Source organism: Actinomadura geliboluensis, from assembly GCF_005889745.1.
GTDB classification, from domain to species: domain Bacteria; phylum Actinomycetota; class Actinomycetes; order Streptosporangiales; family Streptosporangiaceae; genus Spirillospora; species Spirillospora geliboluensis.
Genome location: NZ_VCKZ01000031.1, coordinates 1 through 14,083, shown reverse-complemented (window position 1 = coordinate 14,083; position 14,083 = coordinate 1). Strand labels below are relative to the sequence as shown.

Genomic DNA, 14,083 nt, shown 5'->3' with positions numbered 1-14,083 from the left:
CCCGCGAGGTGATCGCCGTGTACCAGCAGGTCCTCGATCCCATCGCCGATTCGCTCGGCTGGAGCTCACTGGTCGCCGCACTGCCGCTCGCCGTGCTGTTCGTGCTGCTCGGCGGCGTCCGCATGCGCGCGTGGCTCGCGTCCCTGATCGCGCTGGCCGTCTCCCTGGCCGTCGCGATCTGGGCCTACGGCATGCCCGCCGGCCAGGCGCTCCTCGCCGGCACCGAGGGCGCCGCGTTCGGCTTCTACCCGATCCTGTGGATCGTCATCAACGCGCTCTGGGTCTACAACATCACCGTCACGACCGGCCACTTCGACGTGCTCCGCCGCTCGTTCGCGCAGGTCAGCGACGACCACCGGCTCCAGGCCGTGCTGATCGCGTTCTCCTTCGGCGCGCTGCTGGAGGCCCTCGCGGGCTTCGGCACGCCCGTCGCGGTCACGTCCGTCATGCTCATCGCGCTCGGCTTCCAGCCGATCAAGGCCGCCGTCCTCGCCCTCACCGCCAACACCGCCCCGGTCGCGTTCGGCGCGATGGCGACGCCGATCCTCACCCTCGGCAAGGTCACCGGGGAGTCCAGCGACACGCTCGGCGCGATGGTCGGGCGGCAGACCCCGATCCTCGCGGTGTTCGTCCCGCTCGTCCTCGTCGCCATCGTGGACGGGCGGCGCGGCCTGCGCGAGACCTGGCCCACCGCCCTGCTGTGCGGCGCCGCGTTCGGCGCCGCGCAGTACGTCACCGCCAACTTCATCTCGGTGCCGCTCGCCGACGTCGTCGCGTCGCTGGTCTCGGCCGCCGCGGTCGTGCTCGCCGTCCGGCTGCGCCCGCGGCCGGCGGCCCGGCCCGCGCCGGTCGCCGGCGGCGCCGCCGACGAGCCCACCCCCGAGTTCGCCGCGCGCGTGCAGAAGGGCGGCGAGCCCGACTCCCGCGCCGAGGTCGCCCGCGCCTACGCCCCCTACGCGATCATCATCGCGGTCTTCGTCGTCTGCCAGATCGACCAGGTCAAGGAGCAGCTCGACAGGGCCACCCGGACGTTCTCCTGGCCCGGCCTCGACCTCACCGGCCCGACCGGGAAGCCGCTCACCCTGCCGACCTTCACCTTCAACTACCTGACCACGCCCGGCACGCAGATGCTCGTCGCAGGGCTGATCACCATGGCCGCGCTCGGGGTCGGCCTCGGCAAGGCCCTGCGCGCCTACTGGACGACCCTCGTCCAGCTCAAGTGGGCGATCATCACGGTGATGGCGGTGCTCGCGCTGGCGTTCGTGATGAACGCGTCCGGGCAGACGGTCACGCTCGGCACGTGGATGGCCGGGGCGGGCGGCGCGTTCGCGCTGCTGTCCCCGGTGCTCGGCTGGCTGGGCACGGCCGTGACCGGGTCGGACACCTCGTCCAACTCGCTGTTCGGCGCGCTCCAGGTCACCGCCGCGAACAAGGCGGACCTGTCGCCGGTGCTGATGGCCGCGACCAACAGCTCCGGCGGCGTCCTCGGGAAGATGGTGTCACCGCAGAACCTCGCGATCGCGGCCGCCGCCGTGGGCCTGGACGGACGCGAGGGCGACATCTTCCGCCGCGTCGTGCTGTGGAGCCTGCTGTTCCTCGCCGGGATGTGCCTGCTGTCGGGCCTCCAGGCGACCGGCGTGCTCGGCTGGATGGTCCCGTGACCCGGATCCCCGTGACCCGGATCCCCGGGGGCTACTGCAGGTAGCCCTCGACCTCGCCGGCGGGGCGGACCTCGGCGTCGTCCGGGTTCTGCCCCGCCGCCATCCGGGCGCGGCGCTGGCGCAGCAGGTCCCAGCACTGGTCGAGCGCGACCTCCAGCCGGCGCAGCCGCTCCTGAGCCTCGGCGCTGGTCGTCTCGGCGCGCTCGTGCGCCTCCCGCAGGCCGTGCTCCTCCTCGATGAACGCGTTGATACGGTCCAGAATGGCCTTCTCGTCCATGAAATCCGCCCGGTTGGGTTCATAACGTGCCGACAGGTGAGAGCCTGACATACACGGGGCCGCGCACGGTAGCGGCGCCCCGTCCATGGGCGAGGTGCGCAACGACATGACCATCTGGCGGATCGGCGGCGGCGAGGGCGGCCCCGGCTCGGGGGAGCGCCCGGTTCCCCCGTCCGGCGAGGCGCCCCGCTGCGACGTCGTCGAACTCGACACGGCGCTCCTGCACATCGCCGCCGCCTCGTCCTCGCCGTGGCTCCGGATGTCCGGCGAGATCGACGTCTCCAACGCCCCGGACGTGGCCGCCGCGCTGCACGCCGCGCAGGCCCGCGTGCCCGGGGACCTGCACGTCGACCTGGCCGCGATCGCCTTCATGGACGTGGCCGGGCTACGCGCCCTCACCCTCGCGGCCCGCGAGCTGCACGAGCACGGACGCCTGCTCGTCCTGCACGCGGTGCCGCCGTACCTCGACCGGCTGTTCCGGCTGATCGGGTGGCACCTCACCCCGGGCCTGGCGATACACTGCCGCCCGCGCGGCTGACCCCGGCCGCCGTGCGCCGGTCCCCCGTGAGGTCATCGGCGGACCATCCCCGCGTCGAGGTCCGGTAAACGAGGCGCCGTGCGGGCGTCTTTCCCGTTCTATCCCGCTTCGTGGCAGTTTGACTGCTCAAACCACGGTTAGGAGGGGTTCTACAGCTCTCCGATTCCAGAGGAGGGATCTCATGGCAAGGCGAAGAGAGCACGCGCAATCGCCGATGTCCGGCGAGCGCGCCGCACCGTCGACGCCCGCGCAGGGCGCCGCCACCCCCGCTCCCGGCGCCGCCACGGCGGTACCGGGCAGGGGCGCCAATGAGCCGGGCGAGCACGCGCTCTGGGAGGACCGGACGCGCGTCATGCTGCAGCCCATCGCGGCTCCGTCCATCCTCGGGCTCTTCGGCTTGGCGGGCGCGACCATGATGGTGGGCGCCTGGCAGGCGGGCTGGTACGGGACCGCGGCCACTCCGCTCATCCTGTGGCCGTTCGTGCTGCTGTTCGGCGGCCTCGCCCAGTTCCTCGCGGGCATGTGGGCCTACCGCGCGCGGGACGGGCTCGCGACCGCCGTGCACGGCATGTGGGGCTCGTTCTGGCTCGCCTGGGGCCTGTTGTTCCTGCTGGTCAGCGCGGGCGCGGTACCGATCGCGCTGGCACCCGTGCTCGGCGTGGCGAGTCATGGCTTCGCGTTCTGGTTCATCGCCCTGGCGGTGATCACCGGGCTGACGGCGCTGGCGGCGCTCGGCGAGAACATCGTGATGGCGCTGCTGCTGGCGTGCCTGGCCGTGGGCTCGGGCTTCACGGCGGCCGGTTTCTGGGCGCCGTCCGGCTGGAGCCTGGACGTCGGCGGCTGGCTGTTCGTCGCCACGGCGGTCATCTCGCTCTACGCCGCGGGCGCGCTGATGATGGAGAACACCTTCGGCCGGACGATCCTGCCCACCGGCAAGTACCGCGCCGGCGGCAACATCCCGGGCGGTCGCGGCGTGCGGCCGCTGGAGTACCGGTACGGCGAGCCGGGGGTGAAGATCGGCCAGTGAGTTCGCCGGTCACCGGCGTTTCGCCTTGACATTCCCGTTGCCTTATCCTGGGCCGATCTGGAAGGTTCGGCCCGGAGGGGGAGCGGGAATGTCATCGGCGGTCCGGCGGACGTGGCGGCGCCTCGTCCAGTCCTACATCACGCTCTGCGCGCGCGACGACGCCGCGAAGCACGGCTACAGCGTTCCGACCGGCGTCTGGTCGTGCGTGCGCTGCAACCAGCCGCACCTTGAGCTCTCCACGCTCAACCACCACCTCCGCACCGAGCACGGTGTGATCGCGGGCTGAGTCCCGCTGTTTCGGTCTGTCCTCTTCTGAGTGATTTCCCGTGCGGGGCAGACCTGCTGCGGCCGCCTTATTGGCAGTGTGCTAATAGCGTGTTACAAGTAACCCAACACTTATTGGGTCGGGGGCCTGGCACGGGAGGTCGCCGTGACGACACGCAGAAGGTTCCTCCGAGACGCGGGCGTGGTGGGCGCCGCCACCGCGGGCGCGATGGCCGTGGGGCCCGTCCCCGCGCGGGCCGCGAGCGGCGGAAGGGTCGCCGTCCTCGGGGCGGGCGTCGCCGGCCTCACCGCGGCGCACGAGCTGATCGAGCGCGGCTTCGAGGTCGAGGTCTACGAGCGCACCGCCCTCGGCGGCAAGGCGCGCAGCATCTTCCCGCCGGGCACCGGGACGGGCGGCCGGCTCGACCTCCCCGGCGAGCACGGGTTCCGCTTCTTCCCCGGCTTCTACTTCAACCTCACCGACACCATGCGGCGCACGCCGTTCCCCGGCAACGCCAAGGGCGCCTGGGACAACCTCGTCCGCGCCGACGCCTACATGATGTCGCGGCAGGGGCGGCCGGACCTCACGATCCCGTTCCCCTTCCCGCTGCCGCCGGAGTCGCGGATCTACGACACCAACAGCTTCCTCGCCACGATCACCTCCGGGCTCCAGACGATCGCGAAGCTGTCGCCGGCCGAGGCCGCGTTCGCCGCGCAGAAGCTCCTCGTGTACGTCACCAGCTGCGACGAGCGCAAGCTCGGACAGTGGGAGAACATCACCTGGGCCGACTACATCCGCGCCGACCGGTTCTCGGACGAGTACAACAAGTTCATCGCCGACGGGACGATCCGCAACCTCGCCGCCACCAAGTCCAAGGACGCGAGCACCCACTCGATCGCGATGGTCGGCGAGGCCACCGTGTGGAGCATCATCGGGCTCGGCAACGAGCCCGGCGGGTCGGTGGACCGGGTGCTCAACGGGTCCTCGTCCGAGATGTGGCTCGACCCGTGGATCGCGCACCTGCGCGACCTCGGCGTCAAGTTCAACGTGGGGTACGAGGTCACCTCGCTCAGCGTCTCCGGCGGGCGGATCGCCTCCGCCGGCGTCAAGGGCAAGGCGCCGATCTCCGCCGACTGGTTCGTGGTCGCGATGCCGTGCGAGCGGGTGTCGGGCCTGCTGAGCGACGCGGTGCTGAGCGCCGACCCGTCGCTCGCCGGGATCAAGGGCCTGCGCACCGACTGGATGACCGGGCTGCAGTTCTTCCTCAAGAAGAAGCTGCCGCTGGCCGCCGGCCACGTGAACTACGGCGACTCGACGTGGGCGGTCACGTCCATCAGCCAGGAGCAGTTCTGGAAGCGGGACTTCTCCACCTACGGGGACGGCACCGTCCAGGACTGCCTGTCCTCGATCATCTCCGACTGGTTCACGCCGGGCACGTTCAACAAGAAGCGGGCGACCGACTGCCTGCCCGACGAGATCGCCGCGGAGACGTGGAAGCAGATCAAGGCGCACCTCAACGACACCGGGGTACAGCTCACCGACGCCGACCTGCACTCCTGGTTCCTCGACCCGGCGATCGTCCCGAACGGCGGCGGCGTCACCAACGACACCCCGCTGTTCATCCAGCAGCCGGGGTCGTGGAAGCTGCGCCCGAACTCCGGGACGAAGATCCCGAACCTGTTCCTCGCGGGGGACTGGGTGAAGACGCCGATCAACGTCACCACGATGGAGGGCGCCAACCAGGGCGGCCGGCAGGCCGTCAACGCGCTGCTGGACGCGGCCGGCTCCAACGCGGCCCGGTGCGACGTCCACGAGCTGTTCGAGCAGCCGCTGTGGGCGCCGTTCAAGGCCAACGACAAGATCCGGTACGCGCTGCGGCTGCCGCACCAGTTCGACGTCCTCGACACGCGATGGCCGGGGAGGTGACCTCGCGCTCCTTCAGTGCAGGGACCGGCGGGCGACCAGCGCCGCGTTCAGCAGCTGCAGGTCGCTCGGCCGGGCCGGGTCGAGCCCGGTCAGGGCGCTGATCCGGCGGACGCGGTAGGCCACCGTGTTCGGGTGGACGTGCAGCGCCGCGCCCGTCGCCCGCCGGTCCAGGTCGCAGGCCAGGTACCGCTCCAGCGTGCGGAGCAGCTCCGGCTTGCGGTCGAGGGGCGCCAGCAGGGCGGCGAGCCCGGCGAGCGCGCCGCTCGGCCGGCTCAGCTGGTAGTCGAGCAGGACGTCCGCGAGCCGGTACAGGCCGGGCGGGCGGCCGGCCCGGCGGACCAGGTCCATCACCTCGGCCGTCCGGACGGCGGCGGCGGGGATCCCGGCGGGGCCGGTGATCTCCGCCGCCGCCGTGACATCGGTGTCGGCGCACTTGGCTGCCCGCGCCACCAGCTCGCACAGGACGTCCCAGCCGGCCGAGAACGGCAGCAGGGCCGTCCCGCCGGCGCTGTCCAGGGCGGTGAGCGCGGGCTCGTCGGCGACCTCGTCCAGCGCCGTCCGGATCCGCCGGATCTTGCGCCGGGCCGCGATCCGGGCGCGCTGGCCCGTGCCCGCCTCGTCCGGGTGCGGGGCGAACGCCAGCGTCAGCACCGCGTAGCGGGGCGCCGGGCGGTGCCCGGCGGTGTCCCCGCCGAGCAGCGCGGTCATCAGGGCGTGCCGCCCGCCGTGCTCCTGGCTGTCGATGATCTGCCGGACCTCCAGGTAGGCGGAGCTGACCGCCGACAGCAGCAGCCGCTGGAAGTCCAGGAAGTAGCCGAGCGCCTCCTGGAAGGCGGGCAGGTCGGACGGCCGCGCCCCGGTGGTCAGCTCCTCCCACGCCATCGCGGCGCCGATCTGGTACGCGGTGAGGATCGCGTCCAGCGGCACCTCCTCCTCGGCGCGCAGCGCCGCCGAGTCGCGCTGGTCGCCGAACTCCTCCGGCGCGGCCGGGCGGCGCCGCTCCAGCACGTCCGCGAACTGCCGCAGGCTGTGCTGGACGATCCCGGCGATGTCCCCGGCGACCTCCTCCTGCGGCAGTTCCGCGTAGACGGGCAGCTCGGTGAGCAGCCGCGCGACGACCCGCCGGGTCAGCCGCGGGGCGCGGGCCCGCAGATGCGCCGCCATGGGCCGCCCCGCCATGCACAGCACCGTGTTGTCCCGCGTCACAACGGCTCCCGCAAGAGTCTGTTTTCACGCCAATTGAACGGTCTGTCCAGATTCTGGACGATCACGGCGACATCGTCCATGACGCCGGGAGTTTGGCATGAAGCGTCTGTTGCACGGCATGGTCGGCGCGCTCGTCCTCGCGGGCACGGCCCTCGTCGCGTCCCCCGCCCACGCGGCTCCGCTCGCGGAGGGGCCGGTGGAGTACGTCGCCCTGGGCGACTCGATGGCCTCCGGGCCGCTCATCCCGAACATCACCGGTCCGATCGGGTGCGGGCGGTCCACCCACAACTACGCGCACGAGCTGGCCGCCGCGCTGGGCGCGAACCTCCGCGACGTCACGTGCAGCGGCGCGAAGAGCAGGCACATGACCGAGCCGCAGAGCACGAGCGTCGGCGGCGTCGACACCGGCACCGTCCCGCCGCAGTTCGACGCGCTCACCGCCTCGACCACCCTCGTCACGCTCACCATCGGCGGCAACGACGTCGGCCTCGTCGGCATCGCGGAGGACTGCGTCAACCTCGACCCCACCGCCACTCCCTGCAAGGGCGAGTTCGAGACCGAGGTCGCGCAGCGCACCCAGGAACTCGGCCCGCGCCTCAGCGCCGTCCTGGACGGCATCCGCGCCCGCTCCCCGAAGGCCCGGATCGTCGTGACGGGCTACGGCCTCTACATCAAGCCGAACGGCTGCTGGCCCGTCCAGCCCGTCCTGCCGACCGACGCCAACTTCCTCCAGGGCGCCGTCAACGCCATGAACGGTGTCATCCGCGACCAGGCGAACGCCCACGGCGCGACGTACATCGACCTGGTCACGCCCAGCGCCGGCCACGACGCGTGCCAGTCGGCGACCAAGCGGTGGGTGGAGGGCTACGTGCCCCTCAACCCGGCCGCTCCGCTGCACCCGAACGCCAGGGGCGAGGCCGCCTACGCCGCCATCATCGGGAACACGCTGAGTGCCTGACCCGCGACGCAAAGATCTCCTCTCATTGATCTTCCCAAGTGTTGATCTTGAACTTATGATCAACATCACAGCGCGCGAGACCGCGCGCCGGCACCGCGGTCCTCCGGGAGGTCCCATGCAGAAGGTCGAACAGGCGAAACCGGCCCCGAAGGCCAAGAAGATCAAGCTGGAGATCAAGCGGCTGGAGAAGGTCGAGACGACCGGTCTCCGCGAAGGCGGCTGATCCTCCCCGAGTGCGTACCGGCCGGCCAGGCCACGGCCTGGCCGGCCTTTCCCTGTCCACGACCGGAAGGCTCGCATGCGGCTCCCTCGAATCAAACGCGTCCACCAGCCCCTCGCCCTGCCCGGCGACCGCATCCTCATCGGCCTGATGCAGCAGGGCGTCGCCGCGGAGATCCAGGACAGCGAGGACGGCGCCGTCGCGCGGCTCATCACCCTCCTGGACGGCACCCGCACGGTCGACGAGGTGTGCGCCGCGTTCGCCGAGACCCATCCCGGCGTGGACGAGGACAGCGCCCGCGAGGTGATCCAGGACCTGACCGACGGCGGCTTCGTCGAGGACGCCGGCGCGCCGCTGCCCGGCAACCTGGACGAGGCCGAGGCCGAACGCTACGAGCCCGCCCGCAACTTCTTCGCGTGGATCGACACGACGCCGCGCAGCTCGCCCTACGAGATCCAGTCCAAGGTCAAGGACGCGCGGGTCGGCCTGCTCGGCCTCGGCGGCACGGGCTCGGCGGTGGCCGCCGGGCTGGTGGCCAGCGGGATCGGTGCCCTGCACGTCGCCGACTTCGACGTGGTGGAGGAGTCCAACCTCACCCGGCAGCTCCTCTACACCGAGGGCGATATCGGCAAGCCCAAGGTCGACCGCGCCGTGGAGCGGCTCCGCGCCATGAACGGCCTCGTGAAGGTGACCGGAGACACCGTCAAGGCGGACGGCCCCGACGGGATAGCCGCGATGATGGAGGACTGCGACCTGTTCGTCCTCTGCGCCGACGAGCCGCACCCCGACATCATGTTCTGGACGAACGAGGCGGCGCTGCGGACCGGCACCCCCTGGTTCGTCAGCTTCTACACGGGGCCGATGGCCGTCGTGGGCGGCCTGGTGCCGGGCGAGACGGGATGCTGGGCGTGCCTGCGCCGCCACGAGGACCAGCGCGAGTTCAAGGCCCACGGCCGCTCCCTCACCGAGGAGCGCCCCAACGCCGTGATCGCGGCCAGCGCCAACGTCAGCGGGCACCTCTGCGCGCTGGAGGTGCTCTACCACCTCGGGGGACTGCCCACCCAGGCGCGCGGCAAGGTCTTCCACTGGAACTACGCGATGTGGGACCACTCGTACTTCATCGAGATCCCGCAGGACAGTGACTGCCCCGCCTGTGGGAAGCCGTGACCACGGTCGAGTTCCACCCGCTGGTGGTCCGCCCGGACGACGACGACCCGGACGCGGTCGTCGTCGGCCGGCTGCGGATCGGCGAGTTCGTGGAGCTTCCCGCCGTGTACGGGGACGGGATCGTCCTCCTGCGCGACGGCCTGACGGTCGCCGCGGCCGAGGAGCGCATCGCCGCCGAGCACGACATCGAGGTCGACCTCGGCGAGCTCGTGGAGGCCCTCAGCGACCTGGGGTTCGTGCGGTCCATCGACGGGGAGCCGCTCCCGGACCCGGCCGAGGACGCCCCGCGCAGCCACTTCGCCCGGCTCACCGAACGGAACACGGCCTGGCTGTTCGGCCTCCCGGCGAAACTCCTCTGGTCGGCGGCGGTCGGCGCGGCGCTGGTCACGCTCGTCCTGCGGCCCTCGCTGCTGCCGAGCTACTCGGACTTCTTCTGGAACGACTACGTCGGGTTCACCGTCCTGGTCAACACGGTGATGATGTCGGTGTCGATCAGCGTGCACGAGCTGATGCACCTAATGGCGGCGCGCTCGCTCGGCGCGCCCGGACGCATCGGCTTCGGCACCCGGCTGCACAACCTCGTGGCGCAGACCGACGTCACGGGGGTGTGGGGGGTGCCGCGCCGCTCCCGGTACCGGGTCTACCTCGCCGGGCTCGCCTGGGACCTGCTGCTGATGTCGGCGCTGGTGCTGCTCGTCGCCCACGCCGGGCTGCCCGGGACCGTGGACGCGCTGCTGCAGGCGCTGGTCATCACCGTCCTGATGGCGATCCCCTTCCAGCTCCAGGTCTACATGCGCACCGACCTCTACTTCGTGCTGCGCGAACTGCTGCGGACCCGCAACCTCTTCGACGACGGGCTCGCCTACGCCAGGTATCTGCTCGCCTGGTCGGCCGCCGCGGTGCGCCGGCGTCCGGGCACCGTCGAGGACCCGACGGCCGAGCTGTCGCGGCGGGAACGGCTCGCGACCCGCGTCTACTCGTTCTTCCTGGTGTTCGGCGCCGGCATCACGCTCACCTCGTTCGCGCTGTTCGGCGCGCCGATCGCGGTCACGGCGTTCCTGCGCGCGGTCGAGGGCGTCGCCGACGGCTTCACCGGCGGGCCGGTGCTCCAAGCCCTGGACTCGGCGCTGCTGATCCTCATCGAGGGCGCCATCCAGGCGCTGTTCGTGGTCACCTTCGTCCGGACGCACCGGCACTGGTTCCGCCGCCGCGGCCGGCGGGACGCCCCGGCCGACGCCTCGGCCGAGGCGGACGCGCAGGCTGAGGCGGACGCGCAGGCCGAGGCGGCGCCCGCTAGCTGACCTTGTCGCCGGTGCGCAGCCGCACCAGCACCACCCCGTACATCCGGTCGGACGGGCACAGGCCCCACTGCTTGGAGTCCTCCGACCGGGGGTGGTCTCCGCGCAGCGCGAGCATCCCCCGCGGGACGTCGCCGGTCAGGTCGCCCGCCACCCAGGACGGCACCGGGTCCCCGGCCGCCGCGAGGACCCGCTTGACGTACCAGCCGTCGCCGCCGGAGGGATCGGCGGGCCCGCGCCACCCGGTGCGCCGGTCGGGCCGCTGGACGACCACGATCCGGCCGGGCCGCGCCCGGCGCCGGTGGCGCAGCACCAGCAGCACGTCACCGTGGTGCAGGGTCGGCGTCATGCTGCCGCCCCGCACGGTGACCGTCGAGAGCAGGCTCCGGGCCGCCAGCGCCGCCGCCCCGGCGGCCAGCACCGAGGGGACCGCCCAGCCCAGTGCCCGGTTCATCCGGCGGTCACCGCGTCCTCCTGCGGGCTCTGCTCCTGGTAGCCCTCCGCCTGGTTGCGGAAGAGGCGGGCGTAGACCCCGTCCGGGGACGCGGTGAGGGACGCGTGGTCGCCGCTCTCCAGGATGCGTCCGTCCTGCACGACGACGATCCGGTCGGCCTGCCGGACGGCGCTGAGCCGGTGCGAGACCAGGACGCTCGTGGCGCCCGCGCGCAGCTCCCGCAGCCGGTCGTGGACCTCCCGCTCGGCCACCGCGTCGAGGCCGGAGCTGGGCTCGTCCAGGATCATCAGGTCGCGCCCCCGGCGCATCAGGCCGCGGGCCAGTGCCAGCCGCTGCCACTGCCCGCCCGAGAGGCGGACCCCGTTCGTCAGCGCGGCGTCCTCCGGGTCGCCGTCCGCGTCCCCGGCGTGGAACAGCCGGCTCAGCATCGTCCGGTAGCCGGCCGGGAGCCGCTCGATGGTCGCGTGGACCCCGGCGCGCTCGGCGGCGTCCCGGATCCGGTCCCGGTCGTCGAGCGCGTCCAGGTCCCCGAGCCCGATGTTCTCGGCGGCGGTGAGGTCGTAGTCCATGTAGTCCTGGAAGACCGCCCCGATCCGCTGCCGCAGCTGCTCCACGGGGACGTCGCGGACGTCCACCCCGTCCCACAGCACGGCGCCGCGCTGCGGATCGTAGAACCGGCAGAGCAGCTTGACGAGCGTGCTCTTGCCCGCGCCGTTGAGACCCACCACGCCGAGGGTGGTGCCGTGCGGGATGGTCAGGTTCAGCCCGCGCAGCACCCACGGGGCGTCGTCGCTGTAGCGGAACCACACGTCGCGGAACTCGATGGCGTGGGACAGCGGGGCGAGTTCCCGTGGCCGTGTAGGCCCGGCCAGGTCGTCGTCGCTCCCGACGACCGTCAGGTAGTGGTGGAAGAGCAGCGCGGCCTGGTGCCCCTGGGCGATGCCCTCCACCAGGGCGGCGAGCCCTGCCTGGAGCCCCGCCAGCGATGCGATGAACACCGACACGTCGCCGACGCTGATCGTCCTGGTGGCCGCGGCGTGCACGGCCCACAGCAGGCCCACCGCCGCCAGCACCGCCCCTAGCACGGCGAGGAGGATCTGGACGCGCACCACGCTCCGCTCCAGCCGGTCCTCGGCGTCGTTGGCCGCGCGCAGTTCGGTGAGCATCCGGCCGTGCAGGAGGTTCCCCAGCCCGAACAGGCGGACCTCCTTGGCGGCCTGCAGGTCCGTCAGGAGCATCTGGTAGAAGAGCTTGCGCCGCAGGCCGGGGCTGATGTGCCAGAGCAGCCCGGCCCGCCGCCGGCTCAGCGTCAGATGGGCGAACAGCGCGGGCGCGGCCGCCGCCAGCGCGGCGCCCGCCATGACCGGGCTGATCGCCACGAGCGCGCCGAGGAACCCGGTGACGGCGAGGGTGCCCCGCAGCGTGGCGAGGCCCATCTGCACCAGCTGGTCGGGGGCCTGCTCGGCGGACTGCTGGGCCAGCCGCAGCCGGTCGTGGTAGCGCGGCTCCTCCAGGCGGGCCAGCCCGTTCATGCGGTTGACCGCGGCGAACATCCGGTCCTGGGAGTGCAGGCCGATGGCGCGCCTGGCCCGCCCCTGCGCGTACGTGGTGACGGCCGAGGTGACGGCCGTCGCGATGCCGAAGGCGCCGATGGCGGACGCCAGCCACACGAGCGTCCCGGTGCGGGGTGCGCGGCGGTGAGCTCGTCGATCGCCATCTTGGTCAGCCAGGCGGTCGCCACCGGCGCCGTACCGCCGACGACCGCCATGGCGAGCTGGAGTGCCAGCATGCCGGGGCAGGCGCGCCAGGCCAGCGCGTAGGCCGCCTTCATGCCGCGCAGGACGGAGACGCCGGGCTCCGTCCCGTCACTCGGCTCCGTCACATCGCCGCTCATGGCGTCGACGGCGCCAAGGCCGCGTTCAGTCGGTCAAGGCCGACGCTGGTGGCGGTGGCGACGCCGTCCGGGCCGTAGTGGGCGAAGCCGGGGTAGAGGCGGACGCCGAAGGCGGTGCCGAGCGGCGCGTCGAGGAACTCGGGCACCACGTGGTCGGCGACGCCGGCGAGCTGGGCGGCCAGGTCGCTGCCGGCCGCGTCGACGCCGACCACCGTGGCCAGCACCAGCCCGCCCGCGTCCCGGACGCGCCGCGCGTGCTCGGCGAAGCCCGGCACGCTGTCGTCGCAGCCGGGGCACTCCAGGGACAGGAAGGCGAGCAGCGCCGGACGGCCCGCCAGGTCGGCCGCCGTGACCGTCGTGCCGTCGGCGGCGGTCGCGGTGAAGGCGGGCATCCGGTCGCCGGGCGCGATGCCCAGCTCCGGCTCCCCGCCGCCGTGCCCGTGCCCGTGGTCGTGGCCGTGGTGGCCGCCGTCCGGCGGGGCGGTCGCGTGGGCGCGCCAGCGGCGCACGGCCGCCACGGTGAGCAGGAGGTTCAGCGCGGTGAGCGCGGCGGCCAGGAGGAGCCCGGCGACGAGGTATTCCACGGATGTCCTTTCCGGCTCCGGCGACTCACCGGCCCCCGTCCCCGGCGGGGACCGGGGCCCGGAAGAGCGCGGCGATGTCGTCGACGAAGACGGCCAATGTGGTGAGCAGGCCCGCCGCCACCACGGCCAGCGCGATCCCCGGCGGCTCGCCGGGAACGCCGCCGCCGCGGGTCAGCGCCACGGCCGAGCCCAGGCAGGCCGCCGCGAGCAGGACCGCGTTGCGGGCGATGTGCACGCCGCCCATGGGCGTCTCGGAGGCGCCGAAGCAGGCGCACGCGACCTTCTGCCCGCGGACCACGACGAGGGTCGGGACCGCCGTCAGGCCGCAGCAGAACAGGGCGGCGGCGAGGAAGCCGGCGGTGACGGTGGCGGGCAGCGCCAGCAGCAGCGCGATGAGCAGTTCGGTAGCCGGGACGAGCACGGCCAGCGGGCGGCGCAGCCGCGCCGGGACGAAGCCGAACCCCTCCAGGGAGGCGGCGAAGGCGCCCGGCGCGCGGAGCTTGGCCACCGCCGCCAGCGTCATCACCGCCGCCAGGGCTAGGCGGCAGGCGAGCGAAACGAAAAGCACGCGGGCTCCTGGACGGGGCGGGCAGGGGGAGTGCGGGGAG

14 protein-coding genes are annotated in these 14,083 nt (G+C 72.8%); 8 read left to right on the top strand and 6 right to left on the bottom strand.

Annotation, left to right across the window (positions count from 1 at the left end; all coding sequences use genetic code 11):
* Positions 1 to 17: 17 nt before the first annotated feature.
* Positions 18 to 1,661, top strand: a complete 1,644-nt coding sequence (locus tag ETD96_RS07210; RefSeq protein ID WP_138635495.1) for an L-lactate permease — start codon at positions 18 to 20, stop codon at positions 1,659 to 1,661.
* 31 nt (positions 1,662 to 1,692) lie between these two features.
* Here ETD96_RS07210 and ETD96_RS07205 read toward each other — a convergent pair whose 3' ends face one another.
* Positions 1,693 to 1,938, bottom strand: coding sequence for a DUF2630 family protein (locus tag ETD96_RS07205; RefSeq protein ID WP_138635494.1), 246 nt, complete (start codon positions 1,936 to 1,938; stop codon positions 1,693 to 1,695).
* A gap of 106 nt (positions 1,939 to 2,044) precedes the next feature.
* Here ETD96_RS07205 and ETD96_RS07200 point away from each other — a divergent pair, with 106 nt between their 5' ends.
* The 4 genes from ETD96_RS07200 (at position 2,045) to ETD96_RS07185 (ending at position 5,694) form a co-directional block, all read left to right on the top strand.
* Entirely contained in the window at positions 2,045 to 2,476 is a 432-nt protein-coding gene (locus ETD96_RS07200; protein WP_171068900.1) for an STAS domain-containing protein, read from the top strand.
* Between the two features lie 181 nt (positions 2,477 to 2,657).
* On the top strand, positions 2,658 to 3,503 hold the full coding sequence (locus tag ETD96_RS07195) for an acetate uptake transporter family protein (protein WP_138635492.1): 846 nt from the start codon (positions 2,658 to 2,660) through the stop codon (positions 3,501 to 3,503).
* 88 nt (positions 3,504 to 3,591) lie between these two features.
* Positions 3,592 to 3,789: a hypothetical protein gene (locus ETD96_RS07190; protein WP_138635491.1), complete on the top strand. Its 198-nt coding sequence runs from the start codon at positions 3,592 to 3,594 to the stop codon at positions 3,787 to 3,789.
* Between the two features lie 144 nt (positions 3,790 to 3,933).
* The gene (locus ETD96_RS07185) at positions 3,934 to 5,694 is read left to right on the top strand and encodes a hydroxysqualene dehydroxylase (RefSeq protein ID WP_205719145.1); all 1,761 of its coding nucleotides are present in this window, start codon (positions 3,934 to 3,936) and stop codon (positions 5,692 to 5,694) included.
* 12 nt (positions 5,695 to 5,706) lie between these two features.
* On the opposite strand, the gene ETD96_RS07180 is transcribed toward ETD96_RS07185, so the two are convergent.
* Complete coding sequence (locus tag ETD96_RS07180; protein ID WP_240807339.1) at positions 5,707 to 6,900, bottom strand: PucR family transcriptional regulator; 1,194 nt, start codon at positions 6,898 to 6,900, stop codon at positions 5,707 to 5,709.
* 97 nt (positions 6,901 to 6,997) lie between these two features.
* Here ETD96_RS07180 and ETD96_RS07175 point away from each other — a divergent pair, with 97 nt between their 5' ends.
* From ETD96_RS07175 to ETD96_RS07165, 3 genes are all read left to right on the top strand, one after another.
* On the top strand, positions 6,998 to 7,858 hold the full coding sequence (locus ETD96_RS07175; RefSeq protein WP_138635490.1) for an SGNH/GDSL hydrolase family protein: 861 nt from the start codon (positions 6,998 to 7,000) through the stop codon (positions 7,856 to 7,858).
* Between the two features lie 298 nt (positions 7,859 to 8,156).
* Complete coding sequence (locus ETD96_RS07170; protein WP_138635489.1) at positions 8,157 to 9,245, top strand: TOMM precursor leader peptide-binding protein; 1,089 nt, start codon at positions 8,157 to 8,159, stop codon at positions 9,243 to 9,245.
* On the top strand, positions 9,242 to 10,546 hold the full coding sequence (locus ETD96_RS07165; RefSeq protein WP_138635488.1) for a hypothetical protein: 1,305 nt from the start codon (positions 9,242 to 9,244) through the stop codon (positions 10,544 to 10,546). The genes ETD96_RS07170 and ETD96_RS07165 overlap by 4 nt, the downstream gene beginning before the upstream one ends.
* Here ETD96_RS07165 and ETD96_RS07160 read toward each other — a convergent pair.
* The 4 genes from ETD96_RS07160 to ETD96_RS07145 form a co-directional block, all read right to left on the bottom strand.
* Positions 10,539 to 10,997, bottom strand: coding sequence for a S26 family signal peptidase (locus ETD96_RS07160; protein ID WP_138635487.1), 459 nt, complete (start codon positions 10,995 to 10,997; stop codon positions 10,539 to 10,541). The two genes, ETD96_RS07165 and ETD96_RS07160, sit on opposite strands and share 8 nt — an antisense overlap.
* A complete protein-coding gene (locus ETD96_RS07155; protein ID WP_240807337.1) occupies positions 10,994 to 12,667 on the bottom strand; it encodes an ABC transporter ATP-binding protein in 1,674 nt (557 codons plus the stop codon). Before ETD96_RS07155 ends, ETD96_RS07160 begins: the two co-directional genes overlap by 4 nt.
* Positions 12,668 to 12,887: 220 nt before the next feature.
* The gene (locus ETD96_RS07150; RefSeq protein ID WP_138635486.1) at positions 12,888 to 13,475 is read right to left on the bottom strand and encodes a peroxiredoxin family protein; all 588 of its coding nucleotides are present in this window, start codon (positions 13,473 to 13,475) and stop codon (positions 12,888 to 12,890) included.
* 25 nt (positions 13,476 to 13,500) lie between these two features.
* Positions 13,501 to 14,043 carry a MauE/DoxX family redox-associated membrane protein gene (locus tag ETD96_RS07145; protein WP_138635485.1) on the bottom strand — a complete coding sequence of 181 codons (543 nt, stop codon included), beginning with the start codon at positions 14,041 to 14,043 and terminating at the stop codon, positions 13,501 to 13,503.
* Between the last annotated feature and the right edge of the window lie 40 nt (positions 14,044 to 14,083).

Coding starts and splice junctions, on each gene's coding strand:
- ETD96_RS07205 (WP_138635494.1), bottom strand. CDS start 1,938: ATGGACGAGAAGGCCATTCTGGACCGTATCAACGCGTTCATCGAGGAG.
- ETD96_RS07200 (WP_171068900.1), top strand. CDS start 2,045: ATGACCATCTGGCGGATCGGCGGCGGCGAGGGCGGCCCCGGCTCGGGG.
- ETD96_RS07195 (WP_138635492.1), top strand. CDS start 2,658: ATGGCAAGGCGAAGAGAGCACGCGCAATCGCCGATGTCCGGCGAGCGC.
- ETD96_RS07190 (WP_138635491.1), top strand. CDS start 3,592: ATGTCATCGGCGGTCCGGCGGACGTGGCGGCGCCTCGTCCAGTCCTAC.
- ETD96_RS07175 (WP_138635490.1), top strand. CDS start 6,998: ATGAAGCGTCTGTTGCACGGCATGGTCGGCGCGCTCGTCCTCGCGGGC.
- ETD96_RS07170 (WP_138635489.1), top strand. CDS start 8,157: ATGCGGCTCCCTCGAATCAAACGCGTCCACCAGCCCCTCGCCCTGCCC.
- ETD96_RS07160 (WP_138635487.1), bottom strand. CDS start 10,997: ATGAACCGGGCACTGGGCTGGGCGGTCCCCTCGGTGCTGGCCGCCGGG.